Below are 16,590 nucleotides of genomic sequence, written 5' to 3'. Positions count from 1 at the left end.
CCTCATAATAATTAGCTCTATCTGTATCGGCATACTTAAACAACAGTCGATAAGACCCAAAAGATAGTGACGCCATCAAAGTAGCTGACAAAACGATAGCTAATGAAAGCGTGTTCGCAACTTCAGCTGACAAGAACTTAGCCGAAACAAAAACCGCTCCAGGTTTCAGTCCGACGTATAGAAGCCTCCATAGGAAGTAAAGATTTCTTGCTGAAAGCATGGGAGATCAACCAGTTTATTATCTAAGGTAAGCTTTTTAGGTAGTCTTTCATAACTCTGAAATTTGAATCTATAACTCCCCTCGATGGTGAAATTCGGGGTAGTCCATTGTTTATTTCATACTCAATAGCACCGCTCAACTCAGAAACTAAATTCTCGCTTGTATGAAAGGTGTCAAAGATTCTAAGTCTTCTAATTATCCGAGCAACAATTCCCATGCCAACAGAGTCAAACGCATCTAAAACCAGGCCGCCAAATACGTCTCTCAACGCCTTTCCTCGGCCATCCTCCGCTACTAGAACAGAAGGTTTAGAAATACTATTCATGAAAATATGTGCATGAACTCTATATCCTATATGTAAATCACATTGACTATAATACTCGATAAGATTTTCCGCAGAACCAGATATATCAACGTAGTCTACGCCCTTTTCTTGTAGCCAGGTAATAAATTTCTGATGCCCGATTAAGTGCTCTTTCTTAGCAGAAGGAGTCTTCAAAAAGCTTTCCGTTGTGCCATGGTGAAAGACTACTTCAAACTTGGCATTTGGGAACAAGGCTTTTGTAGAAAGAATTGCGCTCTCCATCTGTTTTTTTAACGATTTTGAATATAAAAAAGCCACTCCTAGTGAAAAAGCAACTCGACAAATCTCTTCTTGTTCAAGCGAGCTAGAACCGACATATTCTAGGTCGTAAGTAGCTGGGCAACCGGTCATCAAGCCACATCTAACCCCAGAGGTACTAAGGACATTCAATGTGTGGTAATCACGCACACTTACGGGCAGATCATCTTTATCAATTCTCGATAAGAGCCTCAATGTGCTTTCAGATAAGTCATAATTTCGAGTATCTGGCCACCGCCCTGATAAGCTCTTCCACCCAACCCCCATCATAGTGATAGGTACTTGAATTTGATCTAAATTTTGTGTCAATGGGTAAATTCCAGGATACATATTCTTTTGCAACGCAGGCCCGCCCAACAATATCAAAGCCTTAGAATTATTGACTAGTGATAAGGTTTTCTCGTCAAAAGCCTCCCAAGAATTTAGATCAATAACCTTCCGATCAGGTCTCACATCGCTAAATAGCCTAAATGCTCTATGCTTTATCAAAAAGTCACCAGCATTGTTCTTAGAGCCAGTCAGAACTACATAATAAGGCTGCTCGTTATTAATACTTTCCATCAAACTATGTCTTCCCAGCGAACTAAAGTGTCATCTTCAATATCAACACGAGCCTCTTTACCAACAACTGAATCCCAGTTAATAGGGCTTATACCATGCGCAGGCCTTTTGGCAATTAAGTTATCTTCAGTTATTGTTTGACCTTTCTTGATATCCCCTTTCGCAACAATACTTCTTCGTGCGTTTAATCGAGCAGCACTTTCTTTACTTAGGTCTTTAGAAGCCCCAGATATCAACTCAGCATACAGTTCTGCCTTACCAACAAATCTACTTAGGTCTTCTTTGTTCATTGCATGATAATGATCATTTCCAGGAAGTGTTTTATCATGAGTAAAATGCTTCTCCAAAATACACGCACCCAATAGCATAGAGGCCTCTAAACTACTAATAGTCTCGTCAGGAGCCACATGATCTGAATACCCAATTACCACATCCGGAAATACTCGAGCTAGCGTTGTAATCATTCCTAGTTGAGCATGGTCTATCGGTGTTGGGTAATTCAATACGCAATGAAGCAAACTAATCTCTTTTGCACCAGCTTCCCGTGCTACCTGCAAAGCAAACTCTATCTCAGGTAATGTAGCTGCGCCTGTTGACATAATTAGAGGCTTTCCCGTTGAAGCACACTTTCTGATCAATGGAACATTAGTAATATCCGCTGAAGCAACTTTAAACGCTGGTATTAAGGGGTCTAAGAAATCAACAGCATCCAAGTCAAATGGCGTTGACATAAAATCTATTCCAATAGACTGACAATAATCTGCTAGCTCTTCATATTGCTCAGTTTCAAAGTTATCGTACTTCTGAAACAGCTTAAATTGACTATCTGTGGGTTCCTTTGATTGGTCCCAGTATGCTGGACTATGTTTAGAAGCAATTTTTGAAGCTTTGTAGGACTGAAATTTTGCGGCATGAGCACCACCCGCTTTAGCTTCGTCTATCAAACGTTTAGCCAATTCCATACTGCCTTCATGATTAACGCCGATCTCTGCGATTATATAAGGCTTTAAATTATCGCCAACGAGGGCATTACCAATTTTAAACTGATTATTCATATTTATTCCCTTCAATTAGCTTATCAAGGCCCTAATAGCGGATATCACTCTGGACTTACCATTTCTTAAATCTAAATCACTCATCTTCTCGACCATTAGCTGTCTTGTTTTGCTGCTATTGACTAACGTTGTTACCTTATCAAGAATGGAGTTATGAACTATTTCTTTACGATGCCCCAAATGACATATTCCATTTTCTTCTGAAGCAAAGGTATGGGTCATTTCTCTATCATTTTGAGCAATAACAATTGTAGGTACATAGAGAGCCGTTAGCTCTAACACCGTTCGTCCAGCTGAAGTTATAGCTAAATCTGCATCGACCATGTATTCAGAAATTCTCTTAGTTTCCTTAACAATATTGCATCTCAATCGTTCATTCTTTTCAATGACTTTTTCTAACGAATCAAAGTGCTCATAACCGGGACCTGTTATCACATCGATATCAATATTGTTTGAGATACATAAGCTTGCCAGCTCTTCAAGGGCCCTCTTCGTAACATTTCCTTCATCAACACCACCAAACGTAATCAGTATTTTATTAACCTGACCAGAACTAAGCCTGGAGGATTGAGCATCGAGAAACAAAAACTCATCGCGCAAACAAAAATATTTGGCTCCAACTAGTACCTTTTCATCCGATGACTGATGCGGGTATAGCGCATTTACAACTAGATCAGCAGAGTTGGCTCCCTCGCCTAAGTCTTCAAAATTTACAACTTTACCGCCAAATCTAGACAAGCAGTTCATATACTCTAGAGTTGTATCTAGAATATCGTTGATAACTAAATCGGGATTAATAGAAATTATTGTTTCTGCCAACTTATCGTTATCACTAACGACAACTGTATAATTGTATTCACGAATATACTGGATAGCTAAATCAGACTTTTGTTCGCACACAAAAACTACTTCATACTGAACCAGCTCATGAGCTAACATTATTGCTCTAAAAGCATGGCCCAGTCCTACCTCTGCGTAACCAACAACACTAATCACAATTTTCTTTCTTGTTAGCATCGCTTCGCATAAGTAAAAATCTGAGTAGGCATCAACATCAAAGCTATACTCATGAGGAATCTCGTAAATACCTACAGAACCACCAATCCTAGTACCTTTCTCAAGCTGCTCTCGACTACAAACAACTACTGCTCCCGTCTCCCTATAGCAAGGAGACAACTGCTGCCTATTAACTCGCTCGCTGTAGAGAGGTACAGTTTGACCGTCATTGACTCCCCAGCGTAAATGCCTATCATCCACAACACTAATTATTGTATCTAAACTGGATTTAGTAATTGAACGAATACTATTTTCAATGTCTATAGAACGAATGAGTGGCGACGTCGGTTGAACCGTAACTACGTAATCATATTTGCGCTGCAGTTCACTCTCAGAATTAATCGCAGCATTGACAATAACAGGGTCCAACGTAGTAGTATCATCAGCTAGTTCATAGGTTCTCATTACAACCGATGCCCCAAACCGTTTCGCAAACAACGCGATTTCTTCGTCCTCAGTCGAAACTACGACATCAGTTACAGACTCTGCCCCTAATGCGGCAGAGATACTGTAATAAATCAATGGATACCCAGCTAAAGGGCGTAAGTTCTTACGAGGAATCCCCTTAGAGCCTCCTCGCGCTGGAATAACAACTAATATTTGAGGTGCTTTTTTCATTACTTCATAAACTACATTGTCTGATTTCATTATAACTTGATACTATATGTGATTCTTGATTTGTAAGTCGGTCTATGACTTTCGCCTAGAGTTGAAACTTAAGCGAATCAATACGAAAATTATTCCTATCCCGCTCCCAAGCATAAACCCTACAATACATATAAGAGCTCGGTTAGGCCCTGATTTCACTTCAGGGACCTTTGGAGCACTGACAGTTTTAAGCACATACTCATTACTAACTTCCGCTAGCATTAAAGTCTTTGCCTGTTCTTCTATTAGTTGATAAAATACCGTCTGCATATCTGCTACATGAGTATTAGCAACCTGACTTTTAAGAAACTTAATACTCCTCTTTGCGGAGGCTTTATCTTCTTCTTTCATCAATTGATTGATTTTTTCTACCAACATATTTGACCACTGTTTAGTGATATGTGGCGAAAAGTGCTCTAAAGAAATACGTATCAGTCCAGTTTCCTTATCCCTATTTATAAGTAACCGACCGCTTAATTCTCGATAAAGCTCCCAACTACTCGGCTCAAAGGTACTATTATCTTCACTTTCGGGATCTAGAAGCCACTGATTAGTTTTAGGGTCATAAATATCTAAATCATAGATCAACTTATTTTCTGATTTATTCCAACCCGTTACGGCGTATACTTCTGCCGCTATATCAGCAGATTCAATAAATTCCTCTAAAAACCCCCATGTCTTCATCAACTCGAGAGCTATCGTCGCTTTGTCGGCACCACCATTGCCACCTAAGTTAACGCCAGCCAAAGATGCTAATCCGCCGAATTGCCCAGCTAACTGAGATAAAGATGATGAACTAGACCCGCTCGCAGGGGCTAAAATAGAAACTGATCGATATTTATCCGGTAAAGAAATAGCATAAAACACTGAACTACAAGAAAACAAAAGAGTCATCAACAACACTATCATTTTCCCACGCCAGATAGCACCTAACAACGCTTGTAAATCTATTTCGTCACTTTTTCCCGTACTACTAGGCAATTCTCTCATCACTATCTCTATTTCTCTGTTTGCTCAATCAAACAACTCACCCAAAAAATTACAAGCTCCCAACCGCAGCCGCACCCAAAGCAATCTGATAAAAGATCTGACTCATATCACGCCACAAAACAACCTGGTCAATCTTATCCGCATCTAGCGGCACAACAACAGTATCGCCCGGCGCAAGCTGAGCATCATTACTTGCAAACCAACTAGACGAGTCAGGCATCTGAACCCCGCCATTAGCTTTAATAATATAAATACGTTCATCATCAGCTTTATCGGTCATGCCACCACTGCGCTCAATGTAATCCCAGTAATCTAGCTCTTGCTCAAAGAGTTGAGATACTGGAAGCTGGACTTCACCAATAACTGTCACGGAGCTCTTTCTCTCGGGGATGAATAGTTCATCTCCATCCTTAAGCGATATTGAATAAGCTTCTTGCCTTGTAATAACCTTTTCAAGATCAATAACTAGACGACCTAGGGCAGGAGTAGTCTTGAGTTTATCCAATAAACCCTGAGCCTCTCCTAAGCCCTGAGCTTTACTTGCATCAAGCGTTGTTTGATTCGCTGCAACTACTTCAGCCTTTGCAATATCAGCCTCTAATCGCGATTGCATTTCTCTTAGCTGCTGCGCCTGCTGAGTCTTTAAGTCTTCTCTCGTAAACATTGCTCCAGGCGCATAAGCATATTCAGTTAAGCCGCCAGCACGTTCAATTACATCTGCTAAAGTGTCGTTTTTATGGAAGGGATAAACACCTGGGAACTTCACTTCGCCGCGTAAGGTAATTTGTTTAGTCTCTGCCCACTCTGGAATTGCTTTAACGGTTAGTACGTCTCTTGCCTGAAGCTTACTTGATATGGCGGTCGCATCAGAAAGTTGAATAATTCTTCTATCTTGTATTCTATCTTGCTGTTCGTTAATGGTTGTTCTGTTCAATTCAGCGCTTGATAGGTAAGCTTTTTCTGTCAGGCCACCAGCGGCAGAAAGCAAGTTCTCGACAGTCATATTTTCAACTAAGGGATAAACACCTGGGTAACGAACGTTGCCACCGATCGATACTTCTTTTGAAGGAGTAGAAATACTTGCTTGCTGACGCAGTTCTTCCACTAACTTAACAACTTCTTCAGAGCGATCACCATATAGGCCAAAGAACACGAGTTCATCTAGGTCTTGTAGTACTGGGTCTGCTTCGCTTTGCTTAGATTTCAATGCATCTGCGATACTGAAAGCGTGAACACTTAAGGTTCGCTCTGGTTTTGAATAGCGTTTGATTAAAGCATAATTTAAGTCTGGCTCCGGCTTTAAGTATTCAACACTTTGAATGATATCACTCACTCGCAAACCCGGTGTCCAACGGCGCGTTTCGGCACGCTCTGCATGGCCAACTACTTTAATGACATTTTCTACCTTCGGCAGAATTTTAGGTAAGGTAATCTGGTCACCATTTTTTAAAGTGCGGTTTATATCAGCATTTAATGATAAGTCTAAATTCAGGAACTCACGTTCATTTTGCTCATTAACCCGTTCAAGCGTCGCGCCTTGAGGGTAAGCAGAAGCCAACATGCCACCGGAATAAGAGAGAAGATCAGAAACGGAGCCGTTTCCTTTAAGCTCATAATATGCTGGGCGTTTAATTTGCCCCTTTATTGCTACTTGAGGGCCAACAGCGGGAATAAATACCACATCGCCCGATTTAAGCTGAGCATCACCCGAGGTGTCACCTTTTAGCAGTAGGTCATATACATCGAGAGATTGAACAAGCTTACCTTTGCGTTTTAACTGAATATTACGCAGTGAACCCAACTCTGAAACACCACCACTCAGTACTAGTGCATTAGTCATGGTTGAGAGGGAGCTAATCACATAGGAACCCGGCACACGAGCTTCACCCAATACAAAGACCCGAATCGAACGCAAGCTTCCCATCGAAACACTGGCTTTAACACCAATCATTTTTTGATCAATAGTCTTTTTGATTTTTTCTTTGGCTTCAGAGAAGTCTAGGCCAGCTAAGCTCATTGGGCCTAAGTCAGGGATATAAACTTGCCCTTCCTGATCAACAACCAACTCGAAGAATTGGCTTTCTTTACCATAGAGGTTCACTTTTAGTGAATCACCTGGGCCTAGTACGTAATCAGATGAAACAGGAATATCAGTAATGGGTGCAAAGGTCGTTGGCTGACCTGCGAATAGATCGTATCCGAAAGCAGGCAGCTTGCCTTCTTCCATTTCAGTATTGGTGTTAATCTCACCGCCCACAGACTCAGCTACTTGCTGCTGAGCCACCGGCATGACGCTGTTAGTTTGTGCAACCACAGGCGTTTGCGCAGCATTTACATTGGGAATATCCACACCAAACTGCTGTGCTAAACGAGCCTGTTCCGCTGCAGGGAGACGCTTAAACTGTTCGAGCTGCGCCGGTGTAGGCTGTAGGGCAAAAGATTGAAGCGAGAATAAAGCTGCTACTACAAAAAGAAATGCACGCCCAGTGAGCCTTAGGCGAGAGAGTGTATCGATCATTCCTGATTCCATCATTATTAGAGAGTACTTCACTGTGATGACCATGTATGACGATCATCTTAATGGGCGCTAATTTAGCATTTAAAGGAGGGGCTTACTAGTTGGTGGAGTGGTCTATTTTAACATTTGTTTACATTATTTGATGTTTGTCATTCCTTGGAACCCTAAGAAATAAACATTTGAACCACCGAGGACACCGAGCGCTTCGCTACACAGAGGAAGAGATTGAGACACATCTAAAGAAAGCTATTATCTTTTCTCGGTGCAGGCCGCAGGCCGCTCTGTGTTCTCGGTGGTGAATCAGCTTTTATGTCTTAATCTTTAAGGGATAAACCGATGAACCACCGAGGACACCGGGCGCTTCGCTGCACAGAGGAAGGGATTGAGACACATCTAAATGAAAGCTTTAATCTTTTCTCTGTGTAGGCCGTAGGCCGCTCTGTGCCCTCTGTGGTGAACCGTCTTTTATGTTTTGATCTTTAAGGAACAAACACTTGAACCACCGAGGACACCGAGCGCTTCGCTGCACAGAGGAAGAGATTGAGACACACTAAAAAGCTATTATCTTTTCTCGGTGTAGGCCGCAGGCCTCTCTGTGATCTCGGTGGTAAATCAGCTTTTATGGTTTGATCTTTAAGGGATAAACCGATGAACCACCGAGGACACCGAGCGCTTCGCTGCACAGAGGAAGAGATTGAGACACATCTAAATGAAAGCTTTGATCTTTTCTCTGTGTAGGCCGCAGGCCTCTCTGTGCACTCTGTGGTGAACCTGCTTTTGCGTTTTGATCTTTAAGGGCTACTTCTCACTACTCCGAAATAACTTCTGCACTAAAACCTTCGAAATCTGACAAGTGCTTTTCAATTACTGAAATCACAATATCTAAATCGAGCGTTTGGTAATCATGCACTGCTATATTTCTTAAGCCAACCATTCGCTTCATCGCGCCAGAGATGTCGACCGTAATCAATTTTGCCCCTGCTAGAATATCGAAACTATCACGTGCCGACTGAGGTATTCCCAGCCGGTGCACACGAATTAGATAATTTGCTATATCAATTGACGCCTCACACGCTCTTTGAATATTCAATAAGACAGAATCTTGTTTGGTGTAATTTTGTTTGAATTCTGCCTCGCTAGTAAATTCCTCGCGAACTCGCTGCAAACACCGTTTTATTGTTGCGAGTTTATTCAGTATGACATCATCCATGCTTCATTCCTTTAAGCTGAGCAACAAAGTCAGTCATAATGTCTTCACGCCCCTCCTGTAAACGGCCATACATGCTGAGAACACGCGTTTCGAAAGACATCGCAGCGTCACAAGCATCATACAGCAACTGACCTCGCTCTATAATTTGCACATTCAAAACCGTGGTCGATTGAAGCAAGTCAATCAAATCAACTTCTGCACAACAGGTATTTGCCAGGAGCTCTTTAAGCTCCCATAAGGTAGATACGGGTATTTTTTTCTCTGCCATGACTGCGATATCCCAGTCACTCGAAGGTCGAGCTTCATTAGTAGCTCTTGAGCCAAAGAGGTAAATCAATTTAACACTTGGTAGATGTTGTTTTATTAGAGAAACCAGCTCGGAGTTTTCCATATCGCTTAAACCGTTTCAGTGGCTTTGTCATTTTATGATCTAGATAATAGACAGAATAACACGAGTGATAGGATCTTGCTTATGACGGCTTTGATATTTTTATTTCTCTGTGTAGGCCGCAGGCCTCTCTGTGCCCTCTGTGGTGAACCGTCTTTTGTGTTTTGACCTTAAAGAGCTAAAAGCGATTGAGCCTGCTTATTGTATGATTTCTGGACAGCCAGCAACACATCCACCAACCCAATTGCCCGATTAAGCGCAGACGCAAACTCTTCATGATCATCTACATAATCATGAACCAAACGATTTCTAAGATTTCTCGCCTCTATCCACTGTTCGACCGAAGCAATTAATCCAAGCTTTTCCATTCGTCCCAAGTTATTGATTGCAGAACTTGGCGTTTCAAGCATTTGTTTTAATAACTCGGGAGTACACTTATCACCTAAGTGATCTTGAAGCCTGCCAAACCTTGCGACAAACGCATCGACCCGCTCAGCCATATCTAGATCATCTTCAAGACCAGCAACCCATTGGGGATTAACTTCTTCAGATTTTAAGCGGCTCCACGTCAACTCTAAGTGCTTTGCTTCCTTTTCTGCCACTTTAATCAAGTGTCGTAAACGGTCTTTATTATTACCCATTAAAATAATCCTTCTCTATTTTTTATTTAGAGCGCTATTCCTTGCGCTTTAGCTTGCTTATGAATAGTTTGATACGGCGTTAGAGCATCCACCAAAATCACATCTATTTTTTGATCACCGATTGCCATCTGAATTTTTGCCGCGATTCGAGCAGCGGCCGACGCCCTATTTTCAATTTGTCGCGCCGTCTCAACAAAAAGGTCGATATCCCCACCCCTTGCAGAGTCATCTACTCGTGAACCAAAAAGAATCACCTCTGCCTCAGCGCCTAAAACTGCCTCTACAGATTCTTTAATTTTTGATACTTGAAATGAACTTAGCCGCACAGCCTACCCTCAACAATTCTTAGTGTTGTCAGTATAACAGGGAAATACTGAGAGCGTGCTTAAGGCGCTTTTAAGAAAACGCTTTCTTTTCTCGGTGCAGGCCTCAGGCCGCTCTGTACCCTCTGTGGTAAACCATCTTTTATGTTTTGATCTTTAATTAAGGGATAAACCGATGAACCACCGAGGACACCGGGCGCTTCGCTGCACCGAGGAAGGGATTGAGACACATCTAATAAAGCTTTTATCTTTTCTCTGTGTAGGCCGCAGGCCGCTCTGTGTCCTCGGTGGTGAACCGTCTTTTATGTTTTGATCTTTAATTAAGGGGTAAACCGATGAACCATAGAGGACACAGAGCGCTTGCTGCACAGAGAAAGTGTCAGCTTTACTCAAATATCAAATCTGCCCTGAAGATCACTAATTAGCTTTTGAGCAAAGTTCACTATTAGGGGAATATTATCTTTTGACAGATTAATTGCTTGGCTAAGCTGCCCTGCATCTTCAATGTATTCGTGAATCATTTGATTCCGAATTCTTCTTAGCTCTAACCACGTATCACTGCTTTCCAAATAGCCAAGCTTTTCAGCTCTATCCAGATTATCGATCGCGACACCTACTTTTTCTTGCGTAGCCTTGAGCCATGCAACCAACAACTTATCACCAACCGTATCTTGCAGGCGGCAGAAGCGCCCCACATAGGCCTCGAGCACCTCAGCCAAGTCAGGGTTAGTATCTAACTGCGCCGCCTTTTCCTCGTCAAAACCACCTGCAAATAGCCTTCCTTCAGAGTATTGTAGATGAGTAATTTCTTTTGACACGATTCGGCACAGATACCGTAGCCTTTCTAACTGACCTTGATCTAGGGTCATAACTTAATCCCGGTTTCTTTTGCTATGGTATGTATTGGCGAAAGCTCTACACTTGGTGTTTGAAGTATCACATCGGTTTTACGCCCATGAAACAAGCGAGATACTTGCGTGCTTATTTTAGCCGCAACGAATACGAGTTCGTCGATATCGTGCTTTGACACCACGAGTAGGTCTATATCACCGCCCTTTGCATGATCATCCACTCGCGAGCCGAACAACCACACTTCTACGCCAGGATCAATTAAACTGGCAACGATACCTTTAATGGATTGCGCTTGCCCTTCGGTAATTCTCATTTATGCAAATGACTCTAACTATAATTTAAAGCAGTGAATTTTCATGCCTTATCTTACTGGAAGGAATTAGACTTTGGTAGCCACATAGCGCTTCGCTGCACCGAGGACAGGATAGAGCCACATCTAAAGAAAGCCTTAATCTTTACTCGGTGTAGGCCGCAGGCCGCTCTGTGTTCTCGGTGGTGAACCGTCTTTTGTGTTTTGATCTTTAAAGAAAACCAATTGAACCACAGAGGACACCGAGCGTTTCGCTGCACAGAGGAAGGAATTGAGACACTTCTAAAAAAAAAGCTTTTAATCTTTTCTCTGTGCAGGCCGCAGGCCGCTCCGTGTTCTCGGTGGTGAACCGTCTTTTAGGATTTTGAACTTAGGAATTCAATATACCATGGCATCGCTTCGGAAATACCTTCTAGAATTCGATACTCTGGCGCATAACCAAGCTTTGCCTTAGCTTTGCTTGTATCGGCTTGCGAGTGCCTTACATCACCAGCTCGGAAGTCTCTGTAAATTGGCTCTTTCGAAACATCAACATCATTCTCAGCTAGTGCTTTTTGTATAGATACATACAAGTCATTCAAGGTTGTACGATCACCCAGTGCGACGTTGTACACTTCATCTTTAGCTTCGTCAGGTGCAGTGGCCGCAAGAATATTCATTTGCACAGTGTTATCGATATAGCAAAAGTCTCGACTTGTTTCGCCATCGCCGTTAACGAAGACATCTTCACCTTCAATCATTGAAGAGGTCCACTTTGGAATAACCGCTGCATAGGCACCATTAGGGTCTTGTCGCTTGCCGAACACATTGAAATAACGCAAACCAATCGTTTTGAAGTCATAGGTTCTGGCATACACACTGGCATATAATTCGTTTACGTATTTGGTTACCGCATAAGGTGAAAGCGGATTGCCGATATTTTCTTCTACTTTTGGCAACGCAGGGTGGTCACCATAGGTTGAACTACTGGCCGCGTAGGTGAAGCTTTTTACCTGCTCTTCTTTTGCAGCCTGGAGCATATTGAGAAAGCCAGTGATATTCGCTGCATTCGTGGTAATCGGGTCTGCGATAGAACGAGGAACGGAGCCAAGCGCTGCTTGGTGTAAAACATAGTCAGCACCTGAAACCGCCTTCTGGCAGGTTTCGTAATCTCTGATATCACCTTCGATAAATGAGAAGTTCTGCCACTGATCAGACGCTACCAAGCCTTGAACTTCATCTAAATTGTATTGATGCCCAGTGGCGAAGTTATCCAAACCTACAACTTTTTGGTTTAGTTTTAGCAGTGTTTCTAGCAGGTTAGAACCGATAAAACCGGCAACACCCGTTACCAACCAGGTTTTGGGGCTGTCTGTTAGCTGCTGTTTTACATTTTCATAACTTGTCACGACACTTATTTCCTTTCTATTTAGAGTTGCTCAGGGTTGTTTGAGACAGGGGCGGTATTGTTAATTATTCAGTTTCCGGCAAAGGTATCCGCTAGCTTGAGAACAGTAACGATTAAGGCTATCAAGCCTATGCTCCAGCGCATATTCTTGTTTATCGCTTCAGATATCTTCAATTCAATTCGTTTTTCAAAAGCGTCCATTCTAGCCCCCATAAGTTCGAAGCCTTTGTTTACCTTTTGTTCCAACAACTTGAATTCGCCTTTCAGGCCGACAAACTCGCCTCTTAGGCCTGTAAAGTCACCTTTCAAATCAGAAAACTCACCTTTCAAATCAGAAAACTCACCTTTCAAGCCAGCAAATTCACCTTTCAAGCCAGCAAATTCACCTTTAAGGCTTGCCACACTATCGGTCACTTCATTTAATTTTTCATCTAAATGATTGATATGATTATATTGCGACTTAAGCAGCAGTGTATTGATATCTTCACTACTTAGGCCCTCACCGTTTGAGAAGCGGGTTTCAATCTCTTCGAGTTTGGGCTGTATCATTTGAATTAGCATATCGTCCACTTTTGTTTTATCCATTCTCTTATCCTCCTTGATAATCATTGGTAAAAGCCTTGTCGTTAGACTAAGCGAATAATAGCATGACAGGCCTGCTTTTACACTTCACAAGCCCTAGTATCGATACTCCCATGAGACCGAAGCAGCTAAGCGCTCTACATACGTAAACGCTGTATCAACGTCTTTACTTAGGTAAGTCAGCCCTGCTTTGAAACGGCCATCAAAGATGAAACACTGGTGATAAAATTCCGCCATATAAAGTGATTGAGCACTCAGAGAAACCCCATTTCCTCTGACGCCACCATCTTCATTTAACTGTAAATAGCTGGCACGCGCACTCCAAAGCGAACCATCACCATTTTGAAGACTCATCCCGAAGGACAAAACCTCTGAGTCATTATCAAAACTAGCACCAAGCGTACGCCCATGATAGCGATAGCCACTTTCATAAAGACTATGTTCATAGGTGGTATTATAAAATACTGTCTCAAAGCCATCCGCAATGGTATTTGCGTATTCCAACTCGTACTTTAGGAAAGCGCTATCTTCTAGTGTTTGGGAAAGTTGAACGCCCGCTTGATGGGTGCGTCGCGATGGCATATAGCCCGCTTCGTCTTCACCAATTGTTTGTGCGTGGAAGGCCGCACCCAGCGTATCAGTCAATGCAAAGCCATAACGTACATCGAAGCCAGCCAACTGATTCCCCGCTTGCTTGGCTGTATTTTCACCCTGCGAAGTAAGCGACTTCCAGAAGGTAGACAAGTCTTCATCACGCCCTTCTCCACCCCACTGCATCGCACGGGACATACCAAATTCAAGACCTTTCAACGGCCTAAAGGTAAAACGCATGCCAGTAAGTTTTGCCTCAGGTATTGTACGCTCACTTTCTAGCTGACCAATATAAGATACAAATTGCCACTCTCCTAACCAAGAAAGCAATGGTGTTTCAAAGGTTTGCCCCTGCTTGGTTCTTAAGAATACGCTCGGCACCGGCTCGGCATTATTTGTCAGGATCAAACTCGACTGAGAACCCGCGCCCCACCATTGATCGACTGCGCCAACACCCAATACCCAGTTGCCATCACGACCGCCCAGCACGCCAGCCAAATAGGAGCCATAAAAGTCTGTCTGGACGGCATCATCACCAGGGTCTGTCATGACATTAGCTTGAAGCCTGAAGGCAAAGCTTTCACTATCACCTTCCATTGTTTTATGGATCTCTCCTTTTTCTTGCTGGAAAGAACCAAAATCTCTTAATAATGGCCTAGCACTGCCCGCTGTCACTTCAAGGCTTTTTTTAATACCGGACTTAGTCTGCTTACGTAGCTCAAAGCGTAATTCTCTAATCGCAGTTTTTTGTGCTGAATTGAGCTTCGAGTGATCAGCTTCTGCTAGTGCATTTTTTACATCTGCCCACATAAGCGGCCAGGTCGTTAAAGAGATATCGATCACTTCTGCATCATTGAGTAGCTGAAGATTATTTCGAAGCCTAAGGTCACCTACATCAATCCATGGCGCAGCGTTTACCGTGGCAGCCATAACAAGAGAAAGGGACATTACAAGGGTGCTGAGAAGCTTAGATTTGATAGACACGAATTAGACTTTTTAGTGGTTGATTCTATGGCTGGGCATTATAGGGGTTTTGCACTTAAAGGTAAAAGCGAAAAGAACTTAAACCACAGAGGACACCGAGCGCTTCGCTACACAGAGGAAGAGATGGAGACACACCTAAAAAGGCTTTTATCTTTTCTCTGTTTTTATCTTTTCTCTGTGTAGGCCGCAGGCCGCTCTGTGCCCTCTGTGGTGAACCGTCTTTTGTGTTTTGATCTTTAAGGGATAAACCGAAGAACCACAGAGGACACCGGGCGCTTCGCTGCACAGAGGAAGAGATGGAGACACACCTAAAAAGGCTTTTATCTTTTCTCTGTTTTTATCTTTTCTCTGTGTAGGCCGCAGGCCTCTCTGTGCCCTCGGTGGTGAACCGTCTTTTGTGTTTTGATCTTTAAGGGCAGTCTTTAGCGACAGAAAAAACTACACCCACTGCCTGCTTAGATGTATAATCTGCCGCCTATTTTTTAAGCAACTCTTTTCGCAAGCGATTGATATTTAGATGACCGACACCACGACCAAGAAGCTTTTTATTAAAACTCACGGCTGCCAGATGAACGAGTATGATTCATCTCGCATGACAGACTTACTGCAAGACAGTCATAAAGTTGAGTTAACCGAGAACGAGAGTGATGCTGACATCATTCTTCTTAATACCTGCTCTATTCGTGAAAAAGCACAGGAAAAGGTCTTTCACCAGCTTGGTCGCTGGAAGAAGCTTAAGGAAAGCAACCCGGAACTAACTATCGGCGTTGGTGGTTGCGTTGCCAGTCAGGAAGGTGAAGCGATTCGTTCTCGCGCGCCTTTTGTAGACGTGATCTTTGGCCCACAAACGCTTCATCGCCTACCAGAGATGATCGACGCATCAAAAACAACTGATGTAGGCGTGGTCGACATCAGCTTCCCTGAAGTTGAAAAGTTTGACCACCTCCCTGCTCCCGGTATAAATGGCCCTTCTGCGTTTGTTTCAATTATGGAAGGCTGTAGCAAGTATTGTACTTTTTGTGTTGTGCCTTACACGCGAGGTGAGGAAGTTAGCCGCCCTGTTGATGACGTACTGGCAGAAATCTCCCACCTTGCTACTCAAGGTGTGCGTGAAATAAACTTACTCGGCCAAAACGTTAACGCCTACCAAGGTGAAACACACGATGGCGACATGATGGATCTTGCTGAGTTAATCACACTAACCGCAGCCATTGAAGGCATTGACCGAATTCGTTTTACAACGTCGCATCCGGTTGAGTTCAGTGACTCACTTATCGACGTTTATGCCGATACTCCTGAGCTGGTAAGCCACCTTCACCTACCTGTTCAAAGCGGCTCAGACAGAATATTGAATGCGATGAAGCGCGGCCATATGGCATTAGAGTACAAATCTAAAATTCGCCGTATACGTAAGCACCGCCCTGATATTAGTATCTCTTCAGACTTTATCATTGGCTTCCCTGGCGAAACCGAGAAAGACTTTGAAGACACCATGAAGCTGATCAATGACGTTGGCTTTGACGCTTCTTTTAGTTTTATCTATAGCGCGCGCCCGGGTACACCAGCAGCAGATTTACCTGATGAAACAAGCGAAGAAGTTAAAAAACAACGACTGCAAATTCTGCAGCAGCGCATTCTTCAACAAGCTCAAG

At 42.9% G+C, this 16,590-nt stretch carries 15 protein-coding genes; 1 reads left to right on the top strand and 14 read right to left on the bottom strand.

Features of this window, described 5'->3' with window-relative positions; genetic code table 11:
* Positions 1–242 precede the first annotated feature (242 nt).
* The 14 genes from A3763_RS10925 to A3763_RS10860 form a co-directional block, all read right to left on the bottom strand.
* Positions 243–1,403 carry a polysaccharide pyruvyl transferase family protein gene (locus A3763_RS10925; protein WP_068633926.1) on the bottom strand — a complete coding sequence of 387 codons (1,161 nt, stop codon included), beginning with the start codon at positions 1,401–1,403 and terminating at the stop codon, positions 243–245.
* Complete coding sequence (locus tag A3763_RS10920; RefSeq protein WP_068760016.1) at positions 1,403–2,458, bottom strand: N-acetylneuraminate synthase family protein; 1,056 nt, start codon at positions 2,456–2,458, stop codon at positions 1,403–1,405. The genes A3763_RS10925 and A3763_RS10920 overlap by 1 nt, the downstream gene beginning before the upstream one ends.
* 15 nt (positions 2,459–2,473) lie before the next feature.
* Positions 2,474–4,162: a cytidylyltransferase domain-containing protein gene (locus A3763_RS10915; protein ID WP_082880443.1), complete on the bottom strand. Its 1,689-nt coding sequence runs from the start codon at positions 4,160–4,162 to the stop codon at positions 2,474–2,476.
* A gap of 42 nt (positions 4,163–4,204) precedes the next feature.
* Complete coding sequence (locus tag A3763_RS10910) at positions 4,205–5,152, bottom strand: Wzz/FepE/Etk N-terminal domain-containing protein (RefSeq protein WP_068634332.1); 948 nt, start codon at positions 5,150–5,152, stop codon at positions 4,205–4,207.
* A gap of 49 nt (positions 5,153–5,201) precedes the next feature.
* Positions 5,202–7,670, bottom strand: coding sequence for an SLBB domain-containing protein (locus tag A3763_RS10905; protein ID WP_068634331.1), 2,469 nt, complete (start codon positions 7,668–7,670; stop codon positions 5,202–5,204).
* Positions 7,671–8,478: 808 nt separating this feature from the next.
* Complete coding sequence (locus A3763_RS10900) at positions 8,479–8,880, bottom strand: DUF86 domain-containing protein (protein ID WP_068553603.1); 402 nt, start codon at positions 8,878–8,880, stop codon at positions 8,479–8,481.
* Complete coding sequence (locus A3763_RS10895; RefSeq protein ID WP_068634330.1) at positions 8,873–9,271, bottom strand: nucleotidyltransferase domain-containing protein; 399 nt, start codon at positions 9,269–9,271, stop codon at positions 8,873–8,875. The genes A3763_RS10900 and A3763_RS10895 overlap by 8 nt, the downstream gene beginning before the upstream one ends.
* A 167-nt stretch (positions 9,272–9,438) precedes the next feature.
* Positions 9,439–9,909 carry a hypothetical protein gene (locus A3763_RS10890; RefSeq protein ID WP_197476000.1) on the bottom strand — a complete coding sequence of 157 codons (471 nt, stop codon included), beginning with the start codon at positions 9,907–9,909 and terminating at the stop codon, positions 9,439–9,441.
* A 26-nt stretch (positions 9,910–9,935) separates the two neighbouring features.
* Positions 9,936–10,235, bottom strand: coding sequence for a nucleotidyltransferase domain-containing protein (locus tag A3763_RS10885; RefSeq protein WP_068634328.1), 300 nt, complete (start codon positions 10,233–10,235; stop codon positions 9,936–9,938).
* A gap of 386 nt (positions 10,236–10,621) precedes the next feature.
* Positions 10,622–11,101: a hypothetical protein gene (locus A3763_RS10880; protein ID WP_068633338.1), complete on the bottom strand. Its 480-nt coding sequence runs from the start codon at positions 11,099–11,101 to the stop codon at positions 10,622–10,624.
* Complete coding sequence (locus A3763_RS10875; protein ID WP_068508309.1) at positions 11,098–11,397, bottom strand: nucleotidyltransferase domain-containing protein; 300 nt, start codon at positions 11,395–11,397, stop codon at positions 11,098–11,100. Before A3763_RS10875 ends, A3763_RS10880 begins: the two co-directional genes overlap by 4 nt.
* A gap of 353 nt (positions 11,398–11,750) precedes the next feature.
* Positions 11,751–12,782 (bottom strand): NAD-dependent epimerase/dehydratase family protein, encoded by a 1,032-nt coding sequence (locus A3763_RS10870; protein WP_068634327.1) that lies wholly within the window; start codon positions 12,780–12,782, stop codon positions 11,751–11,753.
* A gap of 68 nt (positions 12,783–12,850) precedes the next feature.
* Positions 12,851–13,366: a hypothetical protein gene (locus tag A3763_RS10865; protein ID WP_068634326.1), complete on the bottom strand. Its 516-nt coding sequence runs from the start codon at positions 13,364–13,366 to the stop codon at positions 12,851–12,853.
* A gap of 93 nt (positions 13,367–13,459) precedes the next feature.
* Positions 13,460–14,902, bottom strand: a complete 1,443-nt coding sequence (locus tag A3763_RS10860; protein WP_068634325.1) for a capsule assembly Wzi family protein — start codon at positions 14,900–14,902, stop codon at positions 13,460–13,462.
* A 553-nt stretch (positions 14,903–15,455) separates the two neighbouring features.
* Between A3763_RS10860 and miaB the strand changes: the two genes are divergently transcribed.
* On the top strand, positions 15,456–16,590 hold a 1,135-nt coding region (gene miaB / locus A3763_RS10855; RefSeq protein ID WP_068760014.1), incomplete at its 3' end, for a tRNA (N6-isopentenyl adenosine(37)-C2)-methylthiotransferase MiaB.

The organism is Oleiphilus sp. HI0128 (assembly GCF_001635365.1).
Note: the sequence above shows the minus strand (reverse complement) of the source record. Positions and strands in the feature narration are given on the sequence as shown.